This is a genomic window from Candidatus Magasanikbacteria bacterium (assembly GCA_021648085.1).
In the GTDB taxonomy this organism is placed as follows: Bacteria; Patescibacteriota; Patescibacteriia; order Magasanikbacterales; family UBA922; genus JAKITS01.
Genome location: JAKITS010000001.1, coordinates 73227 through 95953, shown reverse-complemented (window position 1 = coordinate 95953; position 22727 = coordinate 73227). Strand labels below are relative to the sequence as shown.

Genomic DNA, 22727 nt, shown 5'->3' with positions numbered 1-22727 from the left:
TTATTGTAATATGATCATTTTCTCTGCTATTATGAATAGGTAAGTTCTTTACAATAATACTACTTTTGAACCAAACTCAAAAATAGTATAAAAAAATAGGAGAAAAAAGTGAAGAATATAGAAAAAATGCTTAGTTTATTTTCAAAAGAATTGGCCAAAAAATATCCAAATCCCATATTACTATTATCTCACAAAAATTTATTTAGGACTTTTCATCATAGATTTGACCATAAAGTTTTAAATTTTTTCTTAAATTTTCTCCAAAAAAGAGGAATGACTAAAGAATCTATGCATTTGTGTGAAGTTTTAGGTTTCCACTATCCAAAAGAAATGACACAGTATTTGTTTTCTTATTTGTTTTTAGATGAAAAAATAATAGAAGACCTTGAAGAAATGATTAAAACAGGTGAATTGGTAGTATGTCCAAATTCTTCCACATACACAAAAGATTCTTACAAAATTTGGATTCGACTAAGATCTGAAGGTGCATCTTATATTATTAGATCACTAAAAGAACAATTATTCCATAGAATTAGCAAGCTGTTTTTTGTAAATCAAAATGGAAAGACAAAAAGCTTCTTTTTAATGTTAAATAGTAATATTCCTTTACCAAATTTAAGAGAGCTTTCTGCGCCAAACTGTGATTTAAGCATCTATGGAATTAAGTGCATTTTAAGACAAACTTCTTTAAATAATTTGGATTTGAGAAATAATTTAATAAACGACAAAGCTTTAGAAAAAATTAGAGAGTTATCAGAATTATTTTTCTTGGATTTGTCAGAAAATCAAATTACTTTTAGAGGTTTAATTAGTTTACTATCTTTGTCAAAACTTAAACAGTTAGGCATTAGAAAAAATAAATTTAGTGATGCGATTATAGATACTATTTCAAAAATGAAATATCTTGAATGTTTAGATGTTTCTGAAAACCCACTTAGTAGAAATGGTATTCTAGAATTAAAACAAAAACTTCCAAACTGCAGAATAGTTTTAACCCCAGTTTTACGAATTGTTAGAACCAAAAACCACCAATAGACTGGTGGTTTTTATTTTTACTATAAGTCTCCTGCATCGCAGACTTCCCAGTCGCCCGGAACACTACAGGGCGTTGGAAAAAATTCACAACTATCCCCGCCACTTTCTCTTGCGTATGTAACCATTTGTATACAAATTCGCTTCTCACGCACATCCCAATGACTTGTGTCGTTGTCTGGCAGAGTACTTTCACTCACAAAAGACATAGATTTTAAGATTTCATCAAAAAGTTTTGTAGTTCCGTTTATCTCCAAAATATCCCCATCTGCAGTCTCCACTTCAACTATAAAAAGTGTGTTTGTAGTATTGTAAAAAACCTCTTGGTATTTTTTAGCATCCAACTTTCCAACTTTTATATCCTCCTTTTTTAGATCTTCCACCGGGTGAGACACAAGCTGAGTAAAAATACTTATATACTCATCATTTTCTATATCTTTTATAGTCAAACCACCACTCCAGTGTTCCACCTTCCAACCTACAGGATAAGAAAGTGTAAAATTAGCAAAACCACCCTCTTCCAAAACCACTCGTTTTGCAGAATTTTCCTCTTCAAATCTTTTTGTAAGTTGCTCTTCTGTTTTTTCACGAATTTGAGCTGGAGTAATATCATTATTACTGGTCTCAAAAGTAAAACCATCTGTATTTCTAATACTATCACACCCAGCACCTACCCCAACAAGCAAACTTGCAACCAAACCAAACATTCCTATAAAACTTAGATATTTTTTATTTGTTTTCTTTCCTGTTTTTCCAAGTGTCCTTTCCAAACTTGCAATTCTCTTTTTTGTTTGCAAAACAGTATCTGGGTTTAGTGAAATACTATCTACCCCTTCTCTAACAAGAAAATCTGCGAATTTTGGATAATCACTAGGAGCTTGACCACAAATTCCTATTTTCTTTTTATTTTTATGTGCAATTTTTATTACTGAACGAATTAGAGATTTTACAGCCTTATTATTTTCATCGTAAATATCACTCAAAAGTGCTGAATCTCTACTCACACCAAGTGTAAGCTGTGTAAGATCGTTTGTTCCAATACTAAATCCGTCGAAAATTTTAGCGAACTCTTCCGCTAAAATTACATTTGATGGAATTTCGCACATTACATAAACCTGCAAACCATTTTCCCCTTGTTTCAAGCCAAATTCTGCCATTGTTTTTATAACTTTCTCACCTTCTTCTGGGGTTCTACAAAAAGGAACCATAACTATCACATTTGTAAGCCCCCACTCATTTCTAACTCTTTTTATAGCTTCACATTCCAAACGAAAAGCTTTTTTATATTCTTTGGAGTAATACCTACTAGCACCACGCCAACCAATCATTGGGTTTTCTTCTTCTGGCTCAAATTCTGCACCACCTATTAAAGAAGAATATTCATTACTTTTGAAATCACTAAGTCTGAGTATTACATCGTTGTCATAACTAGAGACAGCAATTTTTGCGACACCTTCTGCAAGTTTATCCACAAAATAATCTGCTTTATTTTTATATCCAACAGTTATATCTTCTATTATCTTTTTTGCTTTTTTATCTTTTAATTTATTGAAATTTAGTAGTGCAAGTGGGTGGATTTTAATAGTACTCGCTATAATAAACTCTTCGCGAGCAAGCCCAACACCATCGTTTGGTAAAAAAGATAAAGCAAATGCATTGGTAGGATCTCCCACATTCAACATTACTTTTGTTTTTGTTTTTGGAATTTTATCTATTTTTGTCTTTTTTACCTCAAAAGAAAGAATACCTTTGTATATTTGTCCTTTATCTCCATCCACACAACTAACAGTCACTTTACTTCCGGTTTTTAATTTTTTTCTCGCATTTGTAGCGCCCACAATACATGGCACACCCATTTCTCTTGACACTATAGCTGCATGACTTGTCTTTCCTCCTTGCTCTGTAATAATTGCAGACGCAATTCTCATAATAGGCTCCCAATCTGGATCTGTAATTCTTGTAACTAAAACCTCACCTTCTTTGAATTTGTGGATTTCTTTTGGACTGCTTATTACTCGAACCTTTCCAACACCTATTTTTTGACCAATCGCAACACCAGTCAAAATTACATTACCTTTATTTTTTAACTTATAATCTTCAACAACATTTTTATTTTCTCTTGTTTTTACAGTCTCTGGCCTAGCTTGAACTATATATAATTCTCCGGTATTACCATCTTTTGCCCACTCTATGTCTTGAGGTTTTTTATAAAAATCCTCTATAATCATTGCCCATTTTGTAAGCTTTACAACATCTTCATCTGAAATTGCATATTTAGATTTTTGTGTTTTTGAAACCTTTTTTTGTTTTGTGCCAGAACCATTCTTATAAACCAAACGAACCTCTTTACTCCCCAAATTTCGCTCTATTATTGATTTTTTACCTTTTTTTATACCATCTTTAAAAATATAATACCTGTCTGGATTTACCCTACCTTTTACAATATACTCACCCAAACCATAAGATGCATTTAACAGCACAACCTTGTCAAAACCAGATTCTGTATCCAAAGTAAACATAACTCCACTTGCACCATCTGAAGAATTTACCATTATTTGTATTGAGACAGACAAAGAAATACTTAAATGATCGAAACCTTTTGTCTCACGATAAGAAATAGCCCTATTTGTAAACAAAGAAGTTATACACTTTCTCACAGCATTCAAAACATCTTTTTCACCTCTTATGTTTAAATAGGTTTCTTGCTGACCAGCAAAACTTGCATCTGGCAAATCTTCTGCAGTGGCACTAGACCTTACAGCTACAGCTACATTCTTACTTTTTGCATATTTATTCAATTTTTTGTAAGCCAGTAAAATCTCCTGCTTAATATCTTTTGGAATTTTTGCCTTCATTAACATTGATCGCACCTTTCTACCTGTTTCATTCAATTTTTTTACATCTTTTATGTTTAAAGTTTTAAAAATATTTTTAAATTCTTTATCTAAATTGTTTTCTTTTAAAATTGTTCTGTAAGCTTTTGATGTTAAGGCAAAACCATAAGGAATACTCACACCTTTTTTTTCTAAACTATTATACATCTCCCCTAGTGATGCGTTTTTTCCACCAACCAAAGGGATATCGCCTATACGAATCTCATTGAACCAAAGTATGTTTTTTTGTTTTTTACCTAGTTTAGGTGTCATACAAAATTATTTAATTTCTTTTAATTCTAATAAATTTATGTTTCCAGCCTTCCCTACAGGTTCTCCTGCTACAACAACAATTTTATCTCTTTTTTTGATTATTTTATTTTTCTTTAGATAGGATACTGAGCGCTCTACCAACTCTTCTATAGAAGAACATTCTAACAAAATAAAAGGTAAAACACCCCACGACAAATTTAACTGACGCCTCACTCTTTTAGAGCTTGATCCTACAGCTATTGGTAATTCTGGCCTATACTTACTTATAAGCCTACCTGTATCACCAGAAATTGAAGCCGCCAAAATTAACTTACTGTCTGTATCTTCTGCTATAACCCTAGAAAGTTTTGTTATAATCTCATCCACATTTCCATGTTTTTTTATTGAACGCATCGCCATACCCAAAGTATCATAATCTGAAGCTTCTGTTTCGCTTATTATTTTAGACATAACCCTTACAGTGTGGACTGGGTATTTTCCCGTTGCTGTTTCATTTGAAAGCATTACAGCGTCTGTGTGATCTATTACAGCATTTGCCACATCTGAAACCTCTGCTCTTGTTGGTCTTGGATTATCCTGCATAGAATCCAGCATCTGAGTTGCAACGATAACAGGCTTAGAGTATTTAAGTGAAATGTCTATCAATTTTTTTTGTACCAGAGGTACTCGCTCCGCTGGAATTTCCATTCCAAGATCTCCTCTTGCAACCATAATACCATCCACAACCTCCATTATCTCTTCTATATTATCAACAGCCTCATGTCTTTCTATTTTTGCAATAATACGAATATCATTATCATTTTTAATTTTTAATTTTTTTTCGTATTCTTTAATTAAAAATCTTAAATCTATTATGTCTTTTGCCTCTGTCACAAAAGAAAGTGCTATATAATCTACATTATTCTCCACTCCAAACAAAGCATCCTCTTTATCTTTTTTTGTAAGTGCAGAAATTTTTAATTTTGAGTCTGGAACATTCAAACCTTTGTTTGAACTTATTATACCACTTACTACAACTTTAGTCTTTATTTTTGTTTTAACAACCTGCATTATTTTTACCTCTATCTTACCATCTGCTAGTAAAATTCTTTCACCTTTTTTTAAATGTTTGTGCAAATCTTTATAAGTAATTGGTACTACTTTATTTTTATACTCTTTTATAGATGTATCAAAAATAACCTCTTGACCTTTTTTAATTTCAACACCTTCTTTTGGTAAAATACCGAGTCTTATCTTTGGTCCTTGCAGATCTTGTATAATAGCAATAGGCTCACCAGTTTTTTTAGCCACTTCTCTTATATTTTTTATAAGTTGCTTGTGGTTTTCGTGTGTGCCGTGAGAAAAATTTAATCTAGCAACATTCATTCCAACTTTTACCATTTTTTTTAAAATACTTTTCTTTTCACATGCCGGACCTATTGTGCAAACTATTTTCGTTCTTTTGTTCATAAAAATTACTGTTTCAGATATTTTAACAATTCGGAAACATCTGGAAAATTAGAAGTTTGAGAAATAATAGCATTGTAATCTTCTAAAAATTTGGCTATATACGCCGGAAGGAAAATTGCTGCCAAAATAAAAGGAACTACGATTAACGCTAAGCGGATGTAATTACTTATTAACATCCATTTAAACTTTTTTAGAAGTTTTTTATTTTGAATCTCAATTCTTTTGGAAATTTCCAAATTTGCTTCCAAAAGTTTTTTTGTGTCTGAATTTACAGACAATCCTTTTATATTTTTCTTCTCCTTTGACATAGTTTTAAATTATTTTCTTTTTCTTTTTTTTGGACTAAGTGCATTTACAGTATCCTGAAAACCTTCTACATCCTCAAATGACCTATAAACAGACGCAAACCTAACATAAGCAACCTTATCAAATTTTTTCAAATGTTTCATTACAATCTCACCAATGTCTTTGCTTAATATCTCCCTTTTCTTTCTTTTTTGTATTGACCTTTCTATTGAATGGACCATTCTATCCAATTTTTCTTGGGTGTACGGACGCTTACTTAAAGACACTAAAAGACCTTTTTCTAGTTTATTTCGCAAATATGCCTCTCTCTTTCCATCACCTTTTATAACAACAAGATCTAGAAGTTCTGTCTCTTCTTTTGTGGAAAAACGATAGGAACATTTCTCACACTCTCGCCTTCTTTTTACAGCCATTCCATCTTGTATAATTCTAGAATCTACAACCCTAGTTTCTTTTGAAGAGCAGACTGGACAATGCATAAAATATTTATAAAACTCTTTAATAAACTACATTCCCATTTTTTTTCTAATAAATGTGGGAATTTCCAAATCGTCCGCACCACTAAAATTTACTTTTGGTGTTTTTTCACCCTTTTCTTCTTCTACATCTAAAGATGGGTTTTGGGAATTGTTCAAAACACTTACCTTATCCAGGCTCTTGCTCATAAAACTAGAGTTTAGTACGCTATCATCTACCTTTTTATTTGTATAATTTTCACGCTGAATTTCATCTTTTTTTTCTTCTTCTCTATTTTTTCTAAATATTGATGTTGGGTAAAAAGTTTTTGCAGATTTTAAAGGAGATGTAAGTTTTTCAATTTCTTTTTTTTCACCGCGCCGTCTTGGACCTTCAAAACCTGTAGCTATTACCGTAACACGAACATCATCTCCCATTTCCTCGTCTATTACTGCTCCAAAAATAACCTTACAGCCATCATCAGCAGAGTTTGTTATTATGTTTGCGGCCTCTGAAACCTCTTGCATTCCAAGATTTGAACTTCCTGTCACAGTAAACAAAACACCTCTTGCACCGTCAATTGATAACTCCAACAAAGGACTAGAGATAGCAGAGTTTGCAGCATCAAGAAGTCTTGTCTCTCCACTTCCAACACCTATACCCATAAGTGCAGAACCCTGATCTTTCATAATAGATTCTATGTCTGCAAAATCAACATTTACCAAACCTGGAATAGTAATTAATTCTGAAATTCCCTGCACACCTTGACGCAAAACATCGTCTATTTTTCTAAAAGAATCCACTAAAGATGTATTTTTTTCAATTATTTGTAAGACCCTCTCGTTTGGAATTGTAATGATTGTATCAACACTTTCAGATAACTCTCTATACGCTTTTTCTGCAATTGCACTTCTTTGTGGTCCTTCGAAAGCAAAAGGTTTTGTAACAACAGCCACTACCAAAGCTCCAGTTTCACGAGCCAAACCTGCTATTACAGGACTTGCGCCAGAACCTGTTCCACCACCCAAACCACAGGTAACAAAAATCATATCAGAACCTTTTAAAAGATCTTGAATTTCTTTTTGTGATTCTTCAGCAGCTTTTCGCCCAACTTCTGGATTCATTCCAGCGCCAAGACCTCTTGTAATAGTCTTACCGATATGTATTTTATGAGTTGCTCCATTGTGATGCAATGCCTGAATATCAGTATTCATTGCAATAAATTCAACTCCACGAATACCCTCTTTTATCATTCTATCTATTGCGGAGCCACCTGCTCCACCAACTCCTATAACTTTTATTTTTGCGAATGTTTCCACATCTGGTTTTACTTGAGGCATAATCCTTCTCTTTATTCTAAATAAACTTCCTAACACGATAACACTAACAAAATAATGTTATCTTCTGTATATAGAGTACTTTAACTAAAAAATAAAAACAATAGTGTTTTTAAGAGTACACACTCTTAAAAACACTAGTATTTCTACTAAGTGAACTAACTAAGGAATAAATGAATTAAAAATTTTCCTCACTACTTGCCAAACTTTTACAGGTGCTATAAGTTTATTACTACTTTTTAGCCCAGAGTTCTGTATAACAGAACCCCACTTTACCAACCCAATCGCCGTACTAAAAGCCAAATCATTTGCCTCTTCTGGTGCGCTTTGAATTCCTATTGGATACCCCAAAGTAGCAGGCAATCTTAGCTCTTCTTTTGTGAGCTCTATCAATCCGTTTATTTTTGCACCGCCTCCAGTTAGAATTGCCCCAGCAGGGAGTAGTCCACTCCTGTCAATCTTCATAAGCTCCTGATCTACTTTTTCTAAAATCTCACTCACTCTTGTGCCGACTATCTCTGCTATTAGCCTTAGTGTTACCTCCTCGTGCTCTTTACTACCAAGATTAAATAGATCTATAGTTTCATATTCAGATATAGACTCAGGAACACAATTACCCCATTCTATTTTTACTTTTTCTGCAACATCTATAGAAGTTTTAAGAACCAAAGCAAGGTCATTTGTAATATACTCTGAACCTATAGGGATTACAGCTGTATGAAGTATGTCGCCACCTTCATACACAATTATACTTGTAGTTGCTCCGCCTATATTTATAACAATAGATCCGAGTTCTTTTTGTTTTTGCGTGGTAACGACTTCACCGGTTGCCAAAACAGAAAGCACAATATCTTCTATGTCTAAGCCAGCCCTATACACAGCCCTTTTAAGATTATTTATGTGGGAGGTAACACCATGTATTATTTGTGCACTCACTTCCATTCTTATTCCAGTCATACCTGTAGGATCTTTTATACCTGTTTGTCCGTCTACTGTAAAATTGCGCGGTAATACATGTAATAACTCATAGTTTGCAGGTATTACCATGTTTTGAGATGCTTCTATTGCTCTCCTAATATCCTCACTGGAAATTTCACCGTCTGACTTTGCAACAGCTATAACACCAGCACTATCTTGCGATAAAATATCAAATCCAGCCATACCAACCCAAGCATGTGTTACAGGAACACCAATAAGGCGTTCTATTTTTTCCAAAACATCTGAAATAGAAGAAACTGTCTCTTCTATACTTGAGACAGTGCCTTTGTGTACACCTTCTGATGGAATCTCTACTACACCCACCAACTGCAATTCACGATCACCATTCTTATTTGTCATCTGCTGAGCTACAGCTATTCTAATAGCTGTAGAACCTATATCCAACCCTGTGATCAGTTCTATTTTATTTCTATTCTTTCGCATATATAAGACAATATAATCAATTTATTATATCACTAATTTATCCAGAAATCCAAAACATACGGTAAAAAAATTATAAACCCAATTATTCCAGAACTGACCGCAGAAAATAATACCATTGCGGCTAATATATCTTTTACTATTTTTACCTGCTCGTGCAAACGTGGTTTTACAATATCTGCAAACTTCTCTACAGCACTATTTAGAATTTCCAAAATTAAAACTAATGTTATCAGAAGTAAAATCACAATAACCTCTGTACGCTTTATCTTAAAAATAAAAAGTAAAGCTAGAATAAAAATAGATACTATAATTTGAATTCTAAAATTTTGCTCATTTTTAAAAACATAAATAATACCCCTTCCAGCATTTCTAAAACTTGTAAAAATTTTTTTTACGCTCATACCATTTTCTTTAAAATATTTTCTTGAATACCAAACATTATTTTTTCATCTTTTTTTGTAATATGGTCATACCCAGCAAGATGCAATACACCATGAATTACCATTCTCAAGCATTCTTCTTTGTAGCTTATATTTTGCTTTTTTGCTTGTTTTTCTACAAAAGGTACACAAATAAAGATATCTCCAAAATCACTATTTTCACCAATACCAAATCCTTCTTGAGCTGAAAAAGATAAAACATCTGTAGGTCTATTTTTCTTTCTATATCGTTTATTTAAACTATTCATCTTTTTTCTCCCTATAAAACTAATGCTTATGTCTTTATTTTTTACACCAATTTTTGATAAAGTTTTTTTCACAGCACTTAAAACAACTTTTTGTTTTATTCCAGTATTTTTAACTGTTTTATATATACTCACACTCATAGTTCACCTTCTCCAAATCCAACCAAAGGCTGTTTTGTAATATCTATATCTACAGAATTACCATATCTAAAACTTTGCAACAACATCTCAACTATATGTCTATACTTTATATTACCTTCTGTATTTTGATGATACACAACCGTAAAAACCGTCTCGTCTTGTATAAAATAGGCCACAAGATTGTCCGCTCTTCTATAACCATCCTGTTCAAAACGATTTATAAATTCTGATAAATCTGTAAATTTCTGATCTACTGCTTTTTCACTAAACCAATTCAAAAATGTTTGTGTTTTATCTTTTTTAAATGCTCTAATTTCTATATATTCACCAGTTGCACTACTTATTAATATCTGGTTTGCATCAATGTCCACACTTGCAACCTCCCAAACAACTGGATAATAAATTCTATACTTCCATATTGGATTTACATATTCACGGACAAGTCCAGAATCTATAATTCGAACAGGCGCAAACCCTTTTGGATTGTATAGATTTACAAGCTCTTGCCCATCGTAATAACTATCTTGATCCGAATCCCAAATACTACTATCTGTAGAGAAAACCTCTTCTTCTAAATCTGTCATATTATCTTGGTCCAGATCTTCTGTATTTTTAAAGTTGATTGAAGGGAACTCTAAAGCAGGCTCTTGCAAAGAAGCCGGCTCTTCTACAACCTCTTCCGTGGTAGTGGTAGTAGTGATGGTAGTCGTTGAGACTATAACATCTACCACTGTTTCTGTAGGAATTTGTACAGGAATTTTTATATCCGTATTTTCTTGTAGTATACCTTCTTCTTGAACATCACTGAAATACCCAGCTTGATTTAAATAATACCAAGAAATAAGCACAATTGTGACAGTAGTTCCAACTGCTATCAAAATTATCCATAAAATAGACAATTTCTTTTTTGGTGTTTTTACTTTTATAGATCTCAAGATAGGTTTATTTTGTTTTTTCTGTTCTTCTACTTTTTTTGGTTGTATCAACTCTGGTTGTTTTGGCTTATCTACCATTTCTGTTTTATTTTCTTTTACCATTTTGATTTGTGTCTTTTTAAATTCTACTTTTGGCTCTGTTCCACCATAAAAAACATCTGGAATTGTATTAAAATCCATTTCTACTTTTTTATCTACAACATCTTTTTGTGATAAATTATCTGTATTTTTTTGTTCTTTTTTGTCGAACATAATTTAAATAATTTCTTACTTTGTTGATGTATTACTAGAATCCAGATTTGTCACATCAAATAATTTCCCAGGTCCAGTAGGGCTAAAACCAGCTGTAACCTCTGCTCCGTCTAAATAACCATCTCCGTCTGTATCCGCATCCAGTGGATTGGTCTTCCAAATTGTTACTTCATCATAATCACTTAAAGCATCGCCGTCAGTATCCCAATTGTTTGGGTCTGTTCCTATATCAGACTCTCTAATGTCATCCAAACCGTCTCCATCTGAATCTACTGCGCCGCCAAACAATAACTCATCATCTAAAACATCTTCTGGCAATACATCTTCAATAACAACCTCCTCCACAACTTCCGGCTCTACAACTTCATCAACAAATGGACTTTTCTCTTCTGTACCCGCCATAAAAGTAGCATAAAGCCACCACGCACCACCTAACAATACAATTAAAGCAACTACAACTATAGAACCAATCATAATTGCCTTTGCCATACCTGGTTCTTTCACCTCATATTTTTGTAGTTCCTTTTTAAGATCACCACTTTGTGTTGGCGGTGTTTGCATTTCTACTTTTTTTGTATGATCAATTGGTTGCAATCCACTTTCATCTGGTTTTAATTCATTCTCTACAGGATTAATTTCAGTTTCTTTTGGTTTTTCCTCTGAAACACCTTCTGCTTTTGCACGCAAAACTCCAACATTTAATGCTGTTTCTTGTGTTTCTTTTTCAACCTCTGGTTCTGGCATTTTTTCCGGTTCTTGTAATACTTCTTGTTCACTTTTCACATCTTCATCTGATCCTGCAAAAATATCTTCTGGTTCACTTGTTGGCAAATTTGGTGGTAATTTATTATTATTGTCTGTTGGTTTATCATCAAACATATTTTTATATTATGAATTTTTTGGTAAGCTTAATTTTATTACGAAACTTTTAAATTTCTTATTTTTAATAATTATATTTAAAAAGTACCTTCACCGTTTGGGTTAAAACCTTTTATAACCTCATAACCATCTGCAAAACCATCTCCGTCTGTGTCTGGATTTAGCGGATCTGTTCCTAGAATTTCTATTTCAGTTTTATCACTAAGTCCATCCCCATCTGTATCAAACTCCTTATTACTTGTTCCAAGCTTTTCCTCTTCTACATCTAAAATTCCATCCATATCCAAATCATCTGGAAATTGATTTACTTTTTTTGTTATTTGTTCTTGTGTATTATCTATTTTTTTTTGAGAATTATTCTTCTCTTTTGAATTAGAAAACAACAACAAAGCAGTTATCAATATTCCTGCTGTTACAAATATAACCAAACCTACTATCAGAATTCTCTTCATAGTTTTATTAACTTAATTATACCATATGTAGACCTCAACATAAATTATTAAAAATTAGGAACAACCTCATCCCAAGTTGATTCTATACTTCCGTTTGTTCCTATTGCTTGAATTTCATATTTTGAACCTTCTGAGGTTGAAACCCTCTTAATATTAAATACACTCCAATATCTTGCCACATTATTACTGCTTTTTTGTGATTGGTTAATTTTGAAAGTGTGAGTAGGTTTAAAAACCGAAACCCTAGGAACCTGTCCACTGTGATGAGTGTACACCTCTACTTCCAAATTACTATTCTGAAATGATGCTATTGGTGAACCTTCCAAAGAACCACTTACAGCTTGCACAACAAAAGAATAGTCTGCATTATCATTATAAGTATCTATAGTAAAAGACTGTGTATAAGTTCTAGCCATACTTCCTTCTGGGTGTACATAGATTCTTTTATTGTAAGCACAAGCTGTATTTTCTGGCCACCAATATTTGCTAAACTCATTAAAGTTAGGTAAACTTCTACCTTCTATTGGAAAATTACTCACTAAACCTATCTGATTACATATTTTTCTGTCTGCAGCAGCGTCTGTAAATGTAGTAGCCCCGTTCAACTCTCCTGCTGGATTTAGAAAATTACTTTGAACAATTCCACTAAACGAAACATTTGAGCGAGCTTCCTTATCTGTCCATTTTACAACTACTCTAAATACTTCTAGTGGCACAGCTGGAGAATATACTATTTCATTGTTTATTTCAGCAGTTCCGTCTACTGGATAATCATAAAGATCCCCACGAGTTAAATCTGTATAACTATCCTCAAAACCTTCTTCTGAACCATTTACAGCATTAAATATAGCTTTATTACTGAAATAAACGCCATATTCTCCGCTACATAAATCATTACCTTCTATTGTGTGTTCTTTATAAGGTGCATAAGTACCAGTTCCACTTTCAACCATCATATAGTTTTGCTGTGTTGGATCTTTATATATACTACTTTCCATTGTAAGCCTTGTAAATCCAAAATAAGGATTTTGAATAAAACCTGCAGGTGGTTCTGGCCTCACCAAAACTAAAGTCTCTTCAAAACCCCAACGATCCACACTGTTTTTGTCCAAAGGCTCCACATTTCCTATCATTGGATTTAGGATTGCGATTTTTGGAACAGATAGTAATCCTGAAGTATCTAGTACACATTTGGCACAATTGTCTGAAAGTGCATTACAACTATTACACGAATAAGCGCCTTGGTCTTCACATTCAAGTGTTAATATTTGACCAGAAGAAGTTCTTTTGACTACTTTATTATTATTTAAATCACAAGCCTCATAAACAGGTTCGGATAAGCAAATATTCCCAGTATCTGAACAATCACTAAAATCATTAAATTTAAAATCAACAGTCTCATTTCCACAATACGCGACAGGGTCCACTGTCAAAATATTTTCACAATCTAGTGAACAGTAACTACAAGATTCTCCATAAGATGGACTACATTTAATTCCATTATCCTCTCCCAAATCACAAGTTTCTGTACCATCTTCTTCTACCACACCATCTCCACAACTTGGTGCAGAGCTTGCTTGACTTGTGGTAGCTAAAAGATTAATTTCACAAAAATTATCACAACTGTCATCGTCTATTGAATTTCCATCATCGCAAGCTTCGTAATCACCTTGCACAATTCCATCTCCGCAATAATCTCCAAAATCCTGACAATCCCAAGCGCAAGTATTATCTTTATTAAAACTGTATGTTGGATCACTTGATGCAATACAAGTTCCATAAATTTTATCGAATTTATCACAACTGTTGTCATAACAAAACACTTGCGTTCCATTCTGATAATTTGAAAGTTGGACATTACCATTACTATCTATTGAGGAACACACAGGCTTTAGAACATTAGAAACATATTCATATCCACAACTACCAAAATTTCTAACCTCACCACAATCCAAATCATCAGAACAGCTTATGTTTTTATCTTTGCTACAATATCCAGATAAACCCAAATTATTTATATCACAAACTTCATTTGCACCATCTTTTTGACCATTTCCACAATACTGATCACTAACTCCATCACAAGTTAAATTACAACTTCCATACTCTCCATTTTTTACACCATCATCACAATTTTCTCCAATTTCGACCCTTCCGTTTCCACAGTCTGTAAAAGAAGTACAACTTCCATATTTAATTGTACACTTATCTGTACACTGAGCTGGCGCCAATTCTCCTACATTATTACAAGATCCAATTATTGGATTACTTGTAGAAATACTACACTCCACAGGTTTTGTACCCCTTGTCCCACTTCCAGCATTTCTAAATTCTATATCTAAATCCCGTAAAGAAAGACATTTTATTCCATCTAAGTTTTTATATATAAATTCACCAATTAAAGACTCTTCAGCAAAACTATCATTTTGAACATTGTACAATCCAAGTACACCAGATCCGCCTGCTGTTAAATTTTTAAAATAATTTTCCTTAGACTTACAATCAGAAGATGTTTGGCAACTAATTCCATATAATTTACTTTCATCATTTTTATGTGCTAAAATGTCGTATGGTAAATCTTTTGCTACTCCACCGAAACAAACAGAACCAGTATCTGAAAAAATACTCTTTTTTGATCGCTCAACATCAACATTCAAATATAAACCACAATCTGCTGAATTTATACAAGAAATAGATTGGTTCAAATAACTATCTGCACAAAAACCAGATTGTTGTGATCCAACCACACCTTGATTTGTGTAATTTATAGAATTTGGAGGGTCGCACTGTTCACCAACATTTACTACACCATCTCCACACACACCAGAAGATGGGTTATATATGTCGCCCGGTGTACACCACCTGTCTATTTTAATTTTTGAAGTGTCCAAAAATCCTGAAACTACAGATGAGGATAAATCAAAATATTCAAAAGGGATGTGAAGCGTGTAATCACTAGTTATACTGTCAAAAGAATATTCGTACACACTAGTTTTTTCTGGACAAACATATTCAGAAACATCTGCAGCCCAACAAGTCTGTGGATCCAAATCACCACAATCGGACCACTTGTTTACTGGATCTAACGGCGCTCCACCAATTAGATTACTTAAGTTTCCCCAAGATGACCATTTGGAAACTGTGTAGTTTGGAATAAAAGATCCAGAAGCTAATTTTGGATAAGAATTATTTTCTAATTTATAAAAATCTAATTTTTCTTGAGTATTCCTTAAGTCTGTTAGACGCGTCCAATCTCTTTTGAATTTTGTCTGTGCATTTGCGCAAACCCCTCCAGAATCTGCAACATCTAAACATTCGAAGTCTGTGCTACACTCTACTGTTTCTTGTATATTTGGTGTGTTAAAATCCCCATCTTGTGAGCAACTATTAAACTCACTTATATTTATATTCATTTTAAGTGAGTCCATCAACATATCAAAAACTTCACGGGTGTTTGATTGCGCACTTCCATTTAAACTGAATAAGTAAATATTATTATAAATATCTCCATTTGAACCTTGATTTAGTGCGTTTATATAAATACTATTATTATCTGACAACGCATCATAACCTGCAACTGTTATTTGATCCATTCCAATGTCTGATCCAAATTTTTCTATATACCATTCACGGGCAGTAAGCCTGAGCGGATTCATAAAAATTTGAACACCAATTACATCATCATTTTTTTCATTGAAAAAGAAGAATTTTTTTAAAGTATCCTCAGACAAACTTTTATCACCAACTTGAACTAAATTACCAGAAACTACATCAAATTCATTTACAAGAACAATAGGTTTTAGGAACGGAAGATCGTCTGCTTTATTATCAGAAGATCCACTATCCGCACAATAAGACATACTGAAATTAAAGTACTCAAATACTCCACCTATTCTAACTTTTGGAATTGTAGAGCCATCAAAAACTCCCCGCTCAAAACCACTTATATTTCCCAAAGATCCAAAAGATATACCTTCTTCAAAAGGAAAATATTCGTATTGTGGCCAAGGATTCTCACAAAATAAAGCAAACAATTTTGTAATTCCGGTAAAATACTCTCCAAACTGACTATTGTTTTGATCTGCGTCGTGAGTAATTACAGCATTTGCACTTGCAAGAACACTTCCTTCTAAATCTTTAGAAGCTATTATATTTATAGAACTAGTTGAAGCAGAAATATCAAAAATTGCATTATTTAATGGTGCCCAATGCCATTCCCAATCATACACATTTTCAATTGGCACAATTCTTTGTTTTGAAGTACTCTGAGCTAATGCAAAAAAAGTGCTAGTTGTGTTTGGTTTTACAAATAATTTTGCACTCGGTCTTACAAAAACGCTGTCTATCTTACAAACCTCGTCTCCAGTTTTAAAAATCCATGAATCATCCAAAGTACCACTTAAACTATCTGGACTAGATATTCCAACACCTTCAGAATTTTCAATTTCATTTTTCAAAACTACAGCATAAACAGTATCTACATCCAAAAGCTTTGTTAAAGAAATAGAAATATCTGTGGAAAGTATATTTCCATCAACATCTTCCTCATACAAGACATCTGTTCTAAAATTTGCAGATCCCACACACCAAACCTCTACATCTGAATCACTAAACATACTTGCAAAAACTTCCAAACCAACAGCTTTTGTAAAAAATCTTTTTATAACCTTCCAAACCCTTGTCCAAATTCCATCTTTTACTTCTTGCAAAGTAAGTAAATTTCTCACCTGTTCTGTCACATTATCCTCTCCACTTACAGAACAATCATATCCACCCGGATAACCTTTTGCTAATAATATATTTTCACTTACAGAAGACTTGCTTATCTCTTCATCAAAATGAACCTCTATAAAAGAATTCAAACAAACTGGTGCACTAGAATTTCCAATCCCAGAACCATCCACAGGATACTCACTTACTCTTTGAGGTCTGGTATAACAACAAGAGTTCGTAGCAACACCATCAATAGCATTAGGGCAGTCGTTAAATCTATTATTTATTAGCTCTTCAAATTTTGTATATCCGCACTGTAATGAATATAAAGATTCTCCATATTCTGATGATATATCAACAGGATTTCCATTTATATCTTTTGTTTTTGTAGCTCTAGCTCTTATTTGTGTATCTTGAGAATTTGTATCTGGATTTACAACACCATCTCCAATAGCTGTTACAATTTGCAATGGATTTTGACCAAAAGGTACGGTAGATGATAATTCACATAAACTATCTTCCCCTAACCCTACAATTCCATCGTTACACAGACTAGGTGTTGAATAGTCGAGAGATGAGCCAGAATTTAGACACTCTGGCGTGCAACCTTCCTCTATCTTTGGATCACAGCTTATTGAGGTTGGCATGTTTGGTTCATCACAAGCATTTGAAACTAAACAAGAAGTAGAGCAAACATCTGAAGCATTTGAAACTGTAACATTTCCAACACCCACAAACGCAACAGTAGTACTAGCAATGATTTCACAAGCTTCTCCATTTTCCAATAATCCGTTTCCACAAATACTTACAGAAGATAAACACTCTGCAGACTGCCCTACCAAAGTTGTGTCTGGTAATTCGTTTGTTTTATTTTGCTCACACCAATAACTTGAGATAGGCGTTCCCAAATTCAAACACTTATTTGAACATCTATCTTGCGTTAGCGGATCTTTAATATCACAACTTTCGCCAAATGTTACAGAACCACTTCCACACCAAGAAATATTTAGCGCTGTTGATTTTGGCTCTACTTTTGAAGAACCTTTCCACAAACAATTATCATTACAAGCCTCGGCTGTTAGAGCATCGTCTGTATCACATTGCTCACCTTTTGCCGATTCTATCCTCCCATCTCCACAAGTTGGTGCTACAGACCCAACTCTTTTACAACTTAAACTACAGCTAACCCCTAATACTTCTTCTGGGTCATCCAACTCACAGTCTTCCCCACTCTCCAATATCCCATTTCCACACAAAGCAGTTACATTTTGAGTATCTGAACTCACAACACTTCCTGCCAACAAACAAGAGGTTGTGCAAAATGGTTTTGACTTTCCAAAAGTTTCAAAAGAGGAGATACTAGCTATTTGAGTATCCACGACCTCCCAACCCCATGCAAAATTCCAAGGATTTAATCTTTGTCCAGCAGAACTACACTCATTTGCTAAACTCATTGGAGTTGCTTTATATTCTTTTCTATCTCCTATTAAACGCGATATATATTTTGTTGGGGCAACCAAAACATCCTCAATCCCACAAAGTGTACTGTCATTTTTTGTTCTAAACTTCCAAGAAAAAGCTTCCACTGTTTTACCATAAGTAAGAGGATTTTCTTTTTCTATAGCATGAATTCCTGGAAAAACCTCTACAAAATACCAAGTGTTTGGCTGTAGATTTCCAACAGGAAATACATTTAAATTATTTTTTTTCAGAGTTTCAAACTGTATTGGGATGGTTGATGTGATACTACAAAATTCATCTATACACTCACTTATCCTAAAATTTGAAACAAATTCAGCAACATTCATATCTCTGTTGAATTTGACACCAACACCACTATTTACACAAGATTCTGCACAGTTTGGCCAATACGATTCTACTTTTGGATCTGCTAAATCTATAATTAAACTACTTACAGGAGAGATAGGTGAATTACTTGAAATTGCAAAAATATTCACATCTCCTGGTGCTGTATTTTCTATAGCATTTACAATTGCTCTAGTATCTACAAAACCATCTCCAACACTTATCTCAACAGTTGCCTTATTATCATCTTGACTCTTCCAGTCCCAGCCGAAACCATCAACATCTAAAACCGTGCACTCTTGATCTCCTTTTCCAAATATATGGTAGAACAGTGAAGTTTCACTTTCTTTTGAAAATCTTCTGTCCAAAACAGGACCTAGTATTTTTGTTGTATGAGTACCTGGCATTATACCTGCAGAAGTTAAGGTACATAAACCTTCTCCTGTTTTAAATTCAAAACAATAAGAAGTTCCGTCTCCACAAGATTTTGTTTTTAAAAGGTTTTCATTTACTGTCTGATCTATACCCAAAATACTCCTAATTTCTTGAGATTGCAAACCACTTCCAAGTTCAACCCTATACCAAGTGTTTGGTGTTAAATCCCCATTACTATTAGTTAAGTTTAAAACAAATCCTTCAGACCGCAGACCAGCAGAAAAATCTGCAGACACATCAATAAAAATATCCTCATCTTCACACTGTGGCAAACTATCTTCTCCACAAGTAATAACTCTAATATTTCCTGAAAGTGAGCTATCACTCATTCCCACACTAAACAAAACTGTTGGCAAAGCATTTAAACAAGTATTTGCTCCCTGCTTTCTATTTATCCAGGGACTTGGAGATGGTACTCCGGAACCGCTTGATTCTGGGCACTGTTCGACCACAAAAGGTATATTTGGCAGGAGACCACTCGTAAATCTCCAAGCATAGCCAGCATCTCTTGTCTCTCCTGCACAAATAAATTCATTTGGTTTTATTGTTCCAGCGTCTGGCCCAACAGAACAACACTGATACCCAACAGGAGCACCAACATCACGACAATCTGAAACCTCGTAATTTACAGCATTACTAACAACACCATCGATAGAGCTGATGGCAATTGGACCTGTTTTCATTGAATATCCTTCTATCGTACTCGGGATATAACTCACAATATGAGTATCCGGATCTATTTGATTTACATCATTCCCTGTTGCGTTCAACCAAGTATTAAGATCGTCTTCTGTTGCGGTTTTAGACCAAAAATATACTGTTGGGTCTGTAGAAAAGTTAATCCCAAAAAATTCTAAACCCTGATGTCCAACAGGCAGTGGTGCTGGCCCGGCCTGTGGAATCATCTTACAAATGCTAGGACTAGGGTCTCCCTCAACAACAGAAACAAAAGCTGATCCATCTGTACGAAGTCCAAAATCATTTTGTAAAACCAAATAGTACACACCAAATTGTGTGTTATCTGGAATTTTTATAATAACCTGATTAGAGCTCCAAGTATCTCCACAAAAATTTGGTAAAGAAACTTCCACCTGAATACAACCTTCTGCCAAAATATCTGTACAAGTAGCACCAGAATTTGGAGATATATAAACAATTCCTGTTGTTTCACCAAAACCAGTTCCAGAAAGCGTAACAAAACTTCCTACTGTTATATTTTCTGGGTTTACAAGTGAAATTGAAGGTATTAAATTTTTATCAATTGGCAAAACAGTAAAAGGAACTGTATTACTTCTTTCTCCACCAACCTCAACCTGAACAGAGACCTTACCAGCATTTGTATTTAGCGGTATTTTACTTGTAATTTCCAAATCTCCCCATATTAATGTTGGTAATTCTACACCACCAAACTCAAATTTATTTCCAGTTTTATCGTCTGTGAAGTTTTTTCCTATTACAGCAAAACCAGCATCTGGTTTTGCTGAATTAGAACCCAAAACAGATTCAACGGCACAAATACTAGGTCTTTTTATTTCGTTTTTTGTAAACAAACCATTGTTTGGTCCAGATATGGAACCATGACTATCGACAGTAGAATCACTAAGCCCTGTACCGTCTCCAAGAGTAATACGAATTGCACTTTCTGAACCTATTGGCAAAACTGAATCATCTGGGACCTGGACTACAATCCAATCGTTTTTCCATGTAGTTAAACTCCTACAAATAGCAATACCGGCTTTAACCCACACATCTAAGTCGTTTATCTCGCCATCCCCATTGGAATCTGTACCAAACTCAACAAGACCTTCCTTATCTCCAAAAAACTGTCCTGCAATTGTAATCCAGTTTCCAGATCCACCATCCCAAGCATCAATATCTGTAATCATTGGCCAAGCAACACACTCGTTGTTTACACATTTTTGAGAGGCACACTGCCAATCTTCATCACAAAAACTACCAGAAGAAAGTGAGCAAGAACCACCAGTATCAACACCTGTTTCATCTCCATCTTGAACACCATTAGTACAGCTCTCTGCTAGAGCTATAAAGCTTAAAATACTTACACTACTATTATGATCTATATCGTAAATTGTGACAGAAACATCAAATCTATCTAGTGAATTTATATCAGCCCCCAATATAATAGGATAATCTATAACAAATTCCCCAGAAGATCCGTCCAGTGGATTTGGACCCTCAAAAGACTCTACTATAACTTTTCCTGTGTCTATATTTTTTATGTTTATATTTACAAAACCAATTCCAGTATTATCTATCATTGCAACTCTAAGTGAATGTGCATCTCCAATTGTAATATTTTGATTTTCTGCATTTGAACCATCTATTGTCATACTTGTGACAGTTGGTCTTGTGTGGTCTATGTTCTCAACATCCACAGAAAAATCTGCTGAAACAGGGTACTCCTGCCCATTTATATTTTTTGTTAATTCTCTACCTGTTGTGTCTTTTATATCTGGATTAATTTTTATAGTAAAATCACCCAACTCTAAACAAGTTTCATTTGGTGGAACAGTCCCATCGCACAAAGGTGTGGTAGCTCTAAATGTTGCCTCCACCACCTGTCTAGATTGAGAAAGTTTTATAGATAAAGGCTGAGAAATACCATCTTTTTCAACTGAAAATATAGAATCTACATTTGTATTTGATGCTAAAGATTTACTAAATACTGCTCTTATAACAATATTATTCATTCCTGTTGCTCCGTTTGGTGTAGAAGGTGTTATGCTTTTTACAAAAAAGAAGTCTGCTGAATTACAAAAAGATGGAAATTTTGTGCAAGCTGAATTTGAATTTGAAAAACATTCACTTGGATGGTTTATAGCATATTCTGTATTTGAACAATTATTTGAAGACAGCCCAACACTACCCGAGCCTGTTGCATCTGAAAGGCTCGACAAGACAAACTGTGTAATTGCAAAAGAAGACATAACTATCACCAAACCAATAACCCCATTTATAATTATTTTCTTTGCCTGCCCAAGTTTATCTTCACTTCCGCCAGCAGTCATATATACAAAACCTCCGTATAAAACAATAGACACAGCCAAAACACCCAACAAACCTAAGAGTGTTCTTATTATTTTTGCAATTGTAACACGAATATCTTGCGTTCCAAGCTCGGTAACTTGACCGACCTCCACCAAACCAAAAGTATCTGCCTGCTGTGCAAAAACAGCAGTTATATCCGAAACAAAAAATAAAGAAACTACAACTAGTGTAAAAAATATTGATAGGAAAAATTTTGACTTAAACAATCTCAT

General features: G+C 33.9%; 11 protein-coding genes and 2 pseudogenes. 1 reads left to right on the top strand and 12 read right to left on the bottom strand.

All coding sequences use genetic code 11. From position 1 onward, the window contains the following. Positions 1-108: 108 nt before the first annotated feature. Positions 109-1035 (top strand): hypothetical protein, encoded by a 927-nt coding sequence (locus tag L3J07_00420; GenBank protein ID MCF6276292.1) that lies wholly within the window; start codon positions 109-111, stop codon positions 1033-1035. Positions 1036-1784: 749 nt separating this feature from the next. Here L3J07_00420 and ppsA read toward each other — a convergent pair. The 12 genes and pseudogenes from ppsA to L3J07_00360 all read right to left on the bottom strand — a co-directional run bounded on the left by ppsA (position 1785) and on the right by L3J07_00360 (position 22727). Beyond that, positions 1785-4178: pseudogene (gene ppsA, locus L3J07_00415) on the bottom strand (phosphoenolpyruvate synthase). A 6-nt stretch (positions 4179-4184) separates the two neighbouring features. Beyond that, entirely contained in the window at positions 4185-5627 is a 1443-nt protein-coding gene (gene pyk, locus L3J07_00410) for a pyruvate kinase (protein MCF6276291.1), read from the bottom strand. 5 nt (positions 5628-5632) lie between these two features. Further along, a complete protein-coding gene (locus L3J07_00405) occupies positions 5633-5935 on the bottom strand; it encodes a hypothetical protein (protein MCF6276290.1) in 303 nt (100 codons plus the stop codon). A 9-nt stretch (positions 5936-5944) separates the two neighbouring features. Further along, positions 5945-6412, bottom strand: coding sequence for a transcriptional regulator NrdR (gene nrdR / locus L3J07_00400; protein MCF6276289.1), 468 nt, complete (start codon positions 6410-6412; stop codon positions 5945-5947). Between the two features lie 366 nt (positions 6413-6778). Next, positions 6779-7729: pseudogene (gene ftsZ / locus L3J07_00395) on the bottom strand (cell division protein FtsZ). Between the two features lie 159 nt (positions 7730-7888). Further along, positions 7889-9148: a cell division protein FtsA gene (gene ftsA / locus L3J07_00390; protein ID MCF6276288.1), complete on the bottom strand. Its 1260-nt coding sequence runs from the start codon at positions 9146-9148 to the stop codon at positions 7889-7891. Between the two features lie 32 nt (positions 9149-9180). Next, positions 9181-9549 (bottom strand): diacylglycerol kinase, encoded by a 369-nt coding sequence (locus L3J07_00385; protein MCF6276287.1) that lies wholly within the window; start codon positions 9547-9549, stop codon positions 9181-9183. Continuing rightward, on the bottom strand, positions 9546-9974 hold the full coding sequence (ybeY, locus tag L3J07_00380; protein MCF6276286.1) for an rRNA maturation RNase YbeY: 429 nt from the start codon (positions 9972-9974) through the stop codon (positions 9546-9548). The genes L3J07_00385 and ybeY overlap by 4 nt, the downstream gene beginning before the upstream one ends. Beyond that, the gene (locus tag L3J07_00375; GenBank protein MCF6276285.1) at positions 9971-11161 is read right to left on the bottom strand and encodes a hypothetical protein; all 1191 of its coding nucleotides are present in this window, start codon (positions 11159-11161) and stop codon (positions 9971-9973) included. Before L3J07_00375 ends, ybeY begins: the two co-directional genes overlap by 4 nt. Positions 11162-11176: 15 nt before the next feature. Further along, positions 11177-12040: a thrombospondin type 3 repeat-containing protein gene (locus tag L3J07_00370; GenBank protein MCF6276284.1), complete on the bottom strand. Its 864-nt coding sequence runs from the start codon at positions 12038-12040 to the stop codon at positions 11177-11179. A gap of 77 nt (positions 12041-12117) precedes the next feature. Continuing rightward, positions 12118-12492, bottom strand: a complete 375-nt coding sequence (locus L3J07_00365) for a thrombospondin type 3 repeat-containing protein (GenBank protein MCF6276283.1) — start codon at positions 12490-12492, stop codon at positions 12118-12120. A 47-nt stretch (positions 12493-12539) separates the two neighbouring features. Further along, positions 12540-22727 (bottom strand): hypothetical protein, encoded by a 10188-nt coding sequence (locus L3J07_00360; GenBank protein MCF6276282.1) that lies wholly within the window; start codon positions 22725-22727, stop codon positions 12540-12542.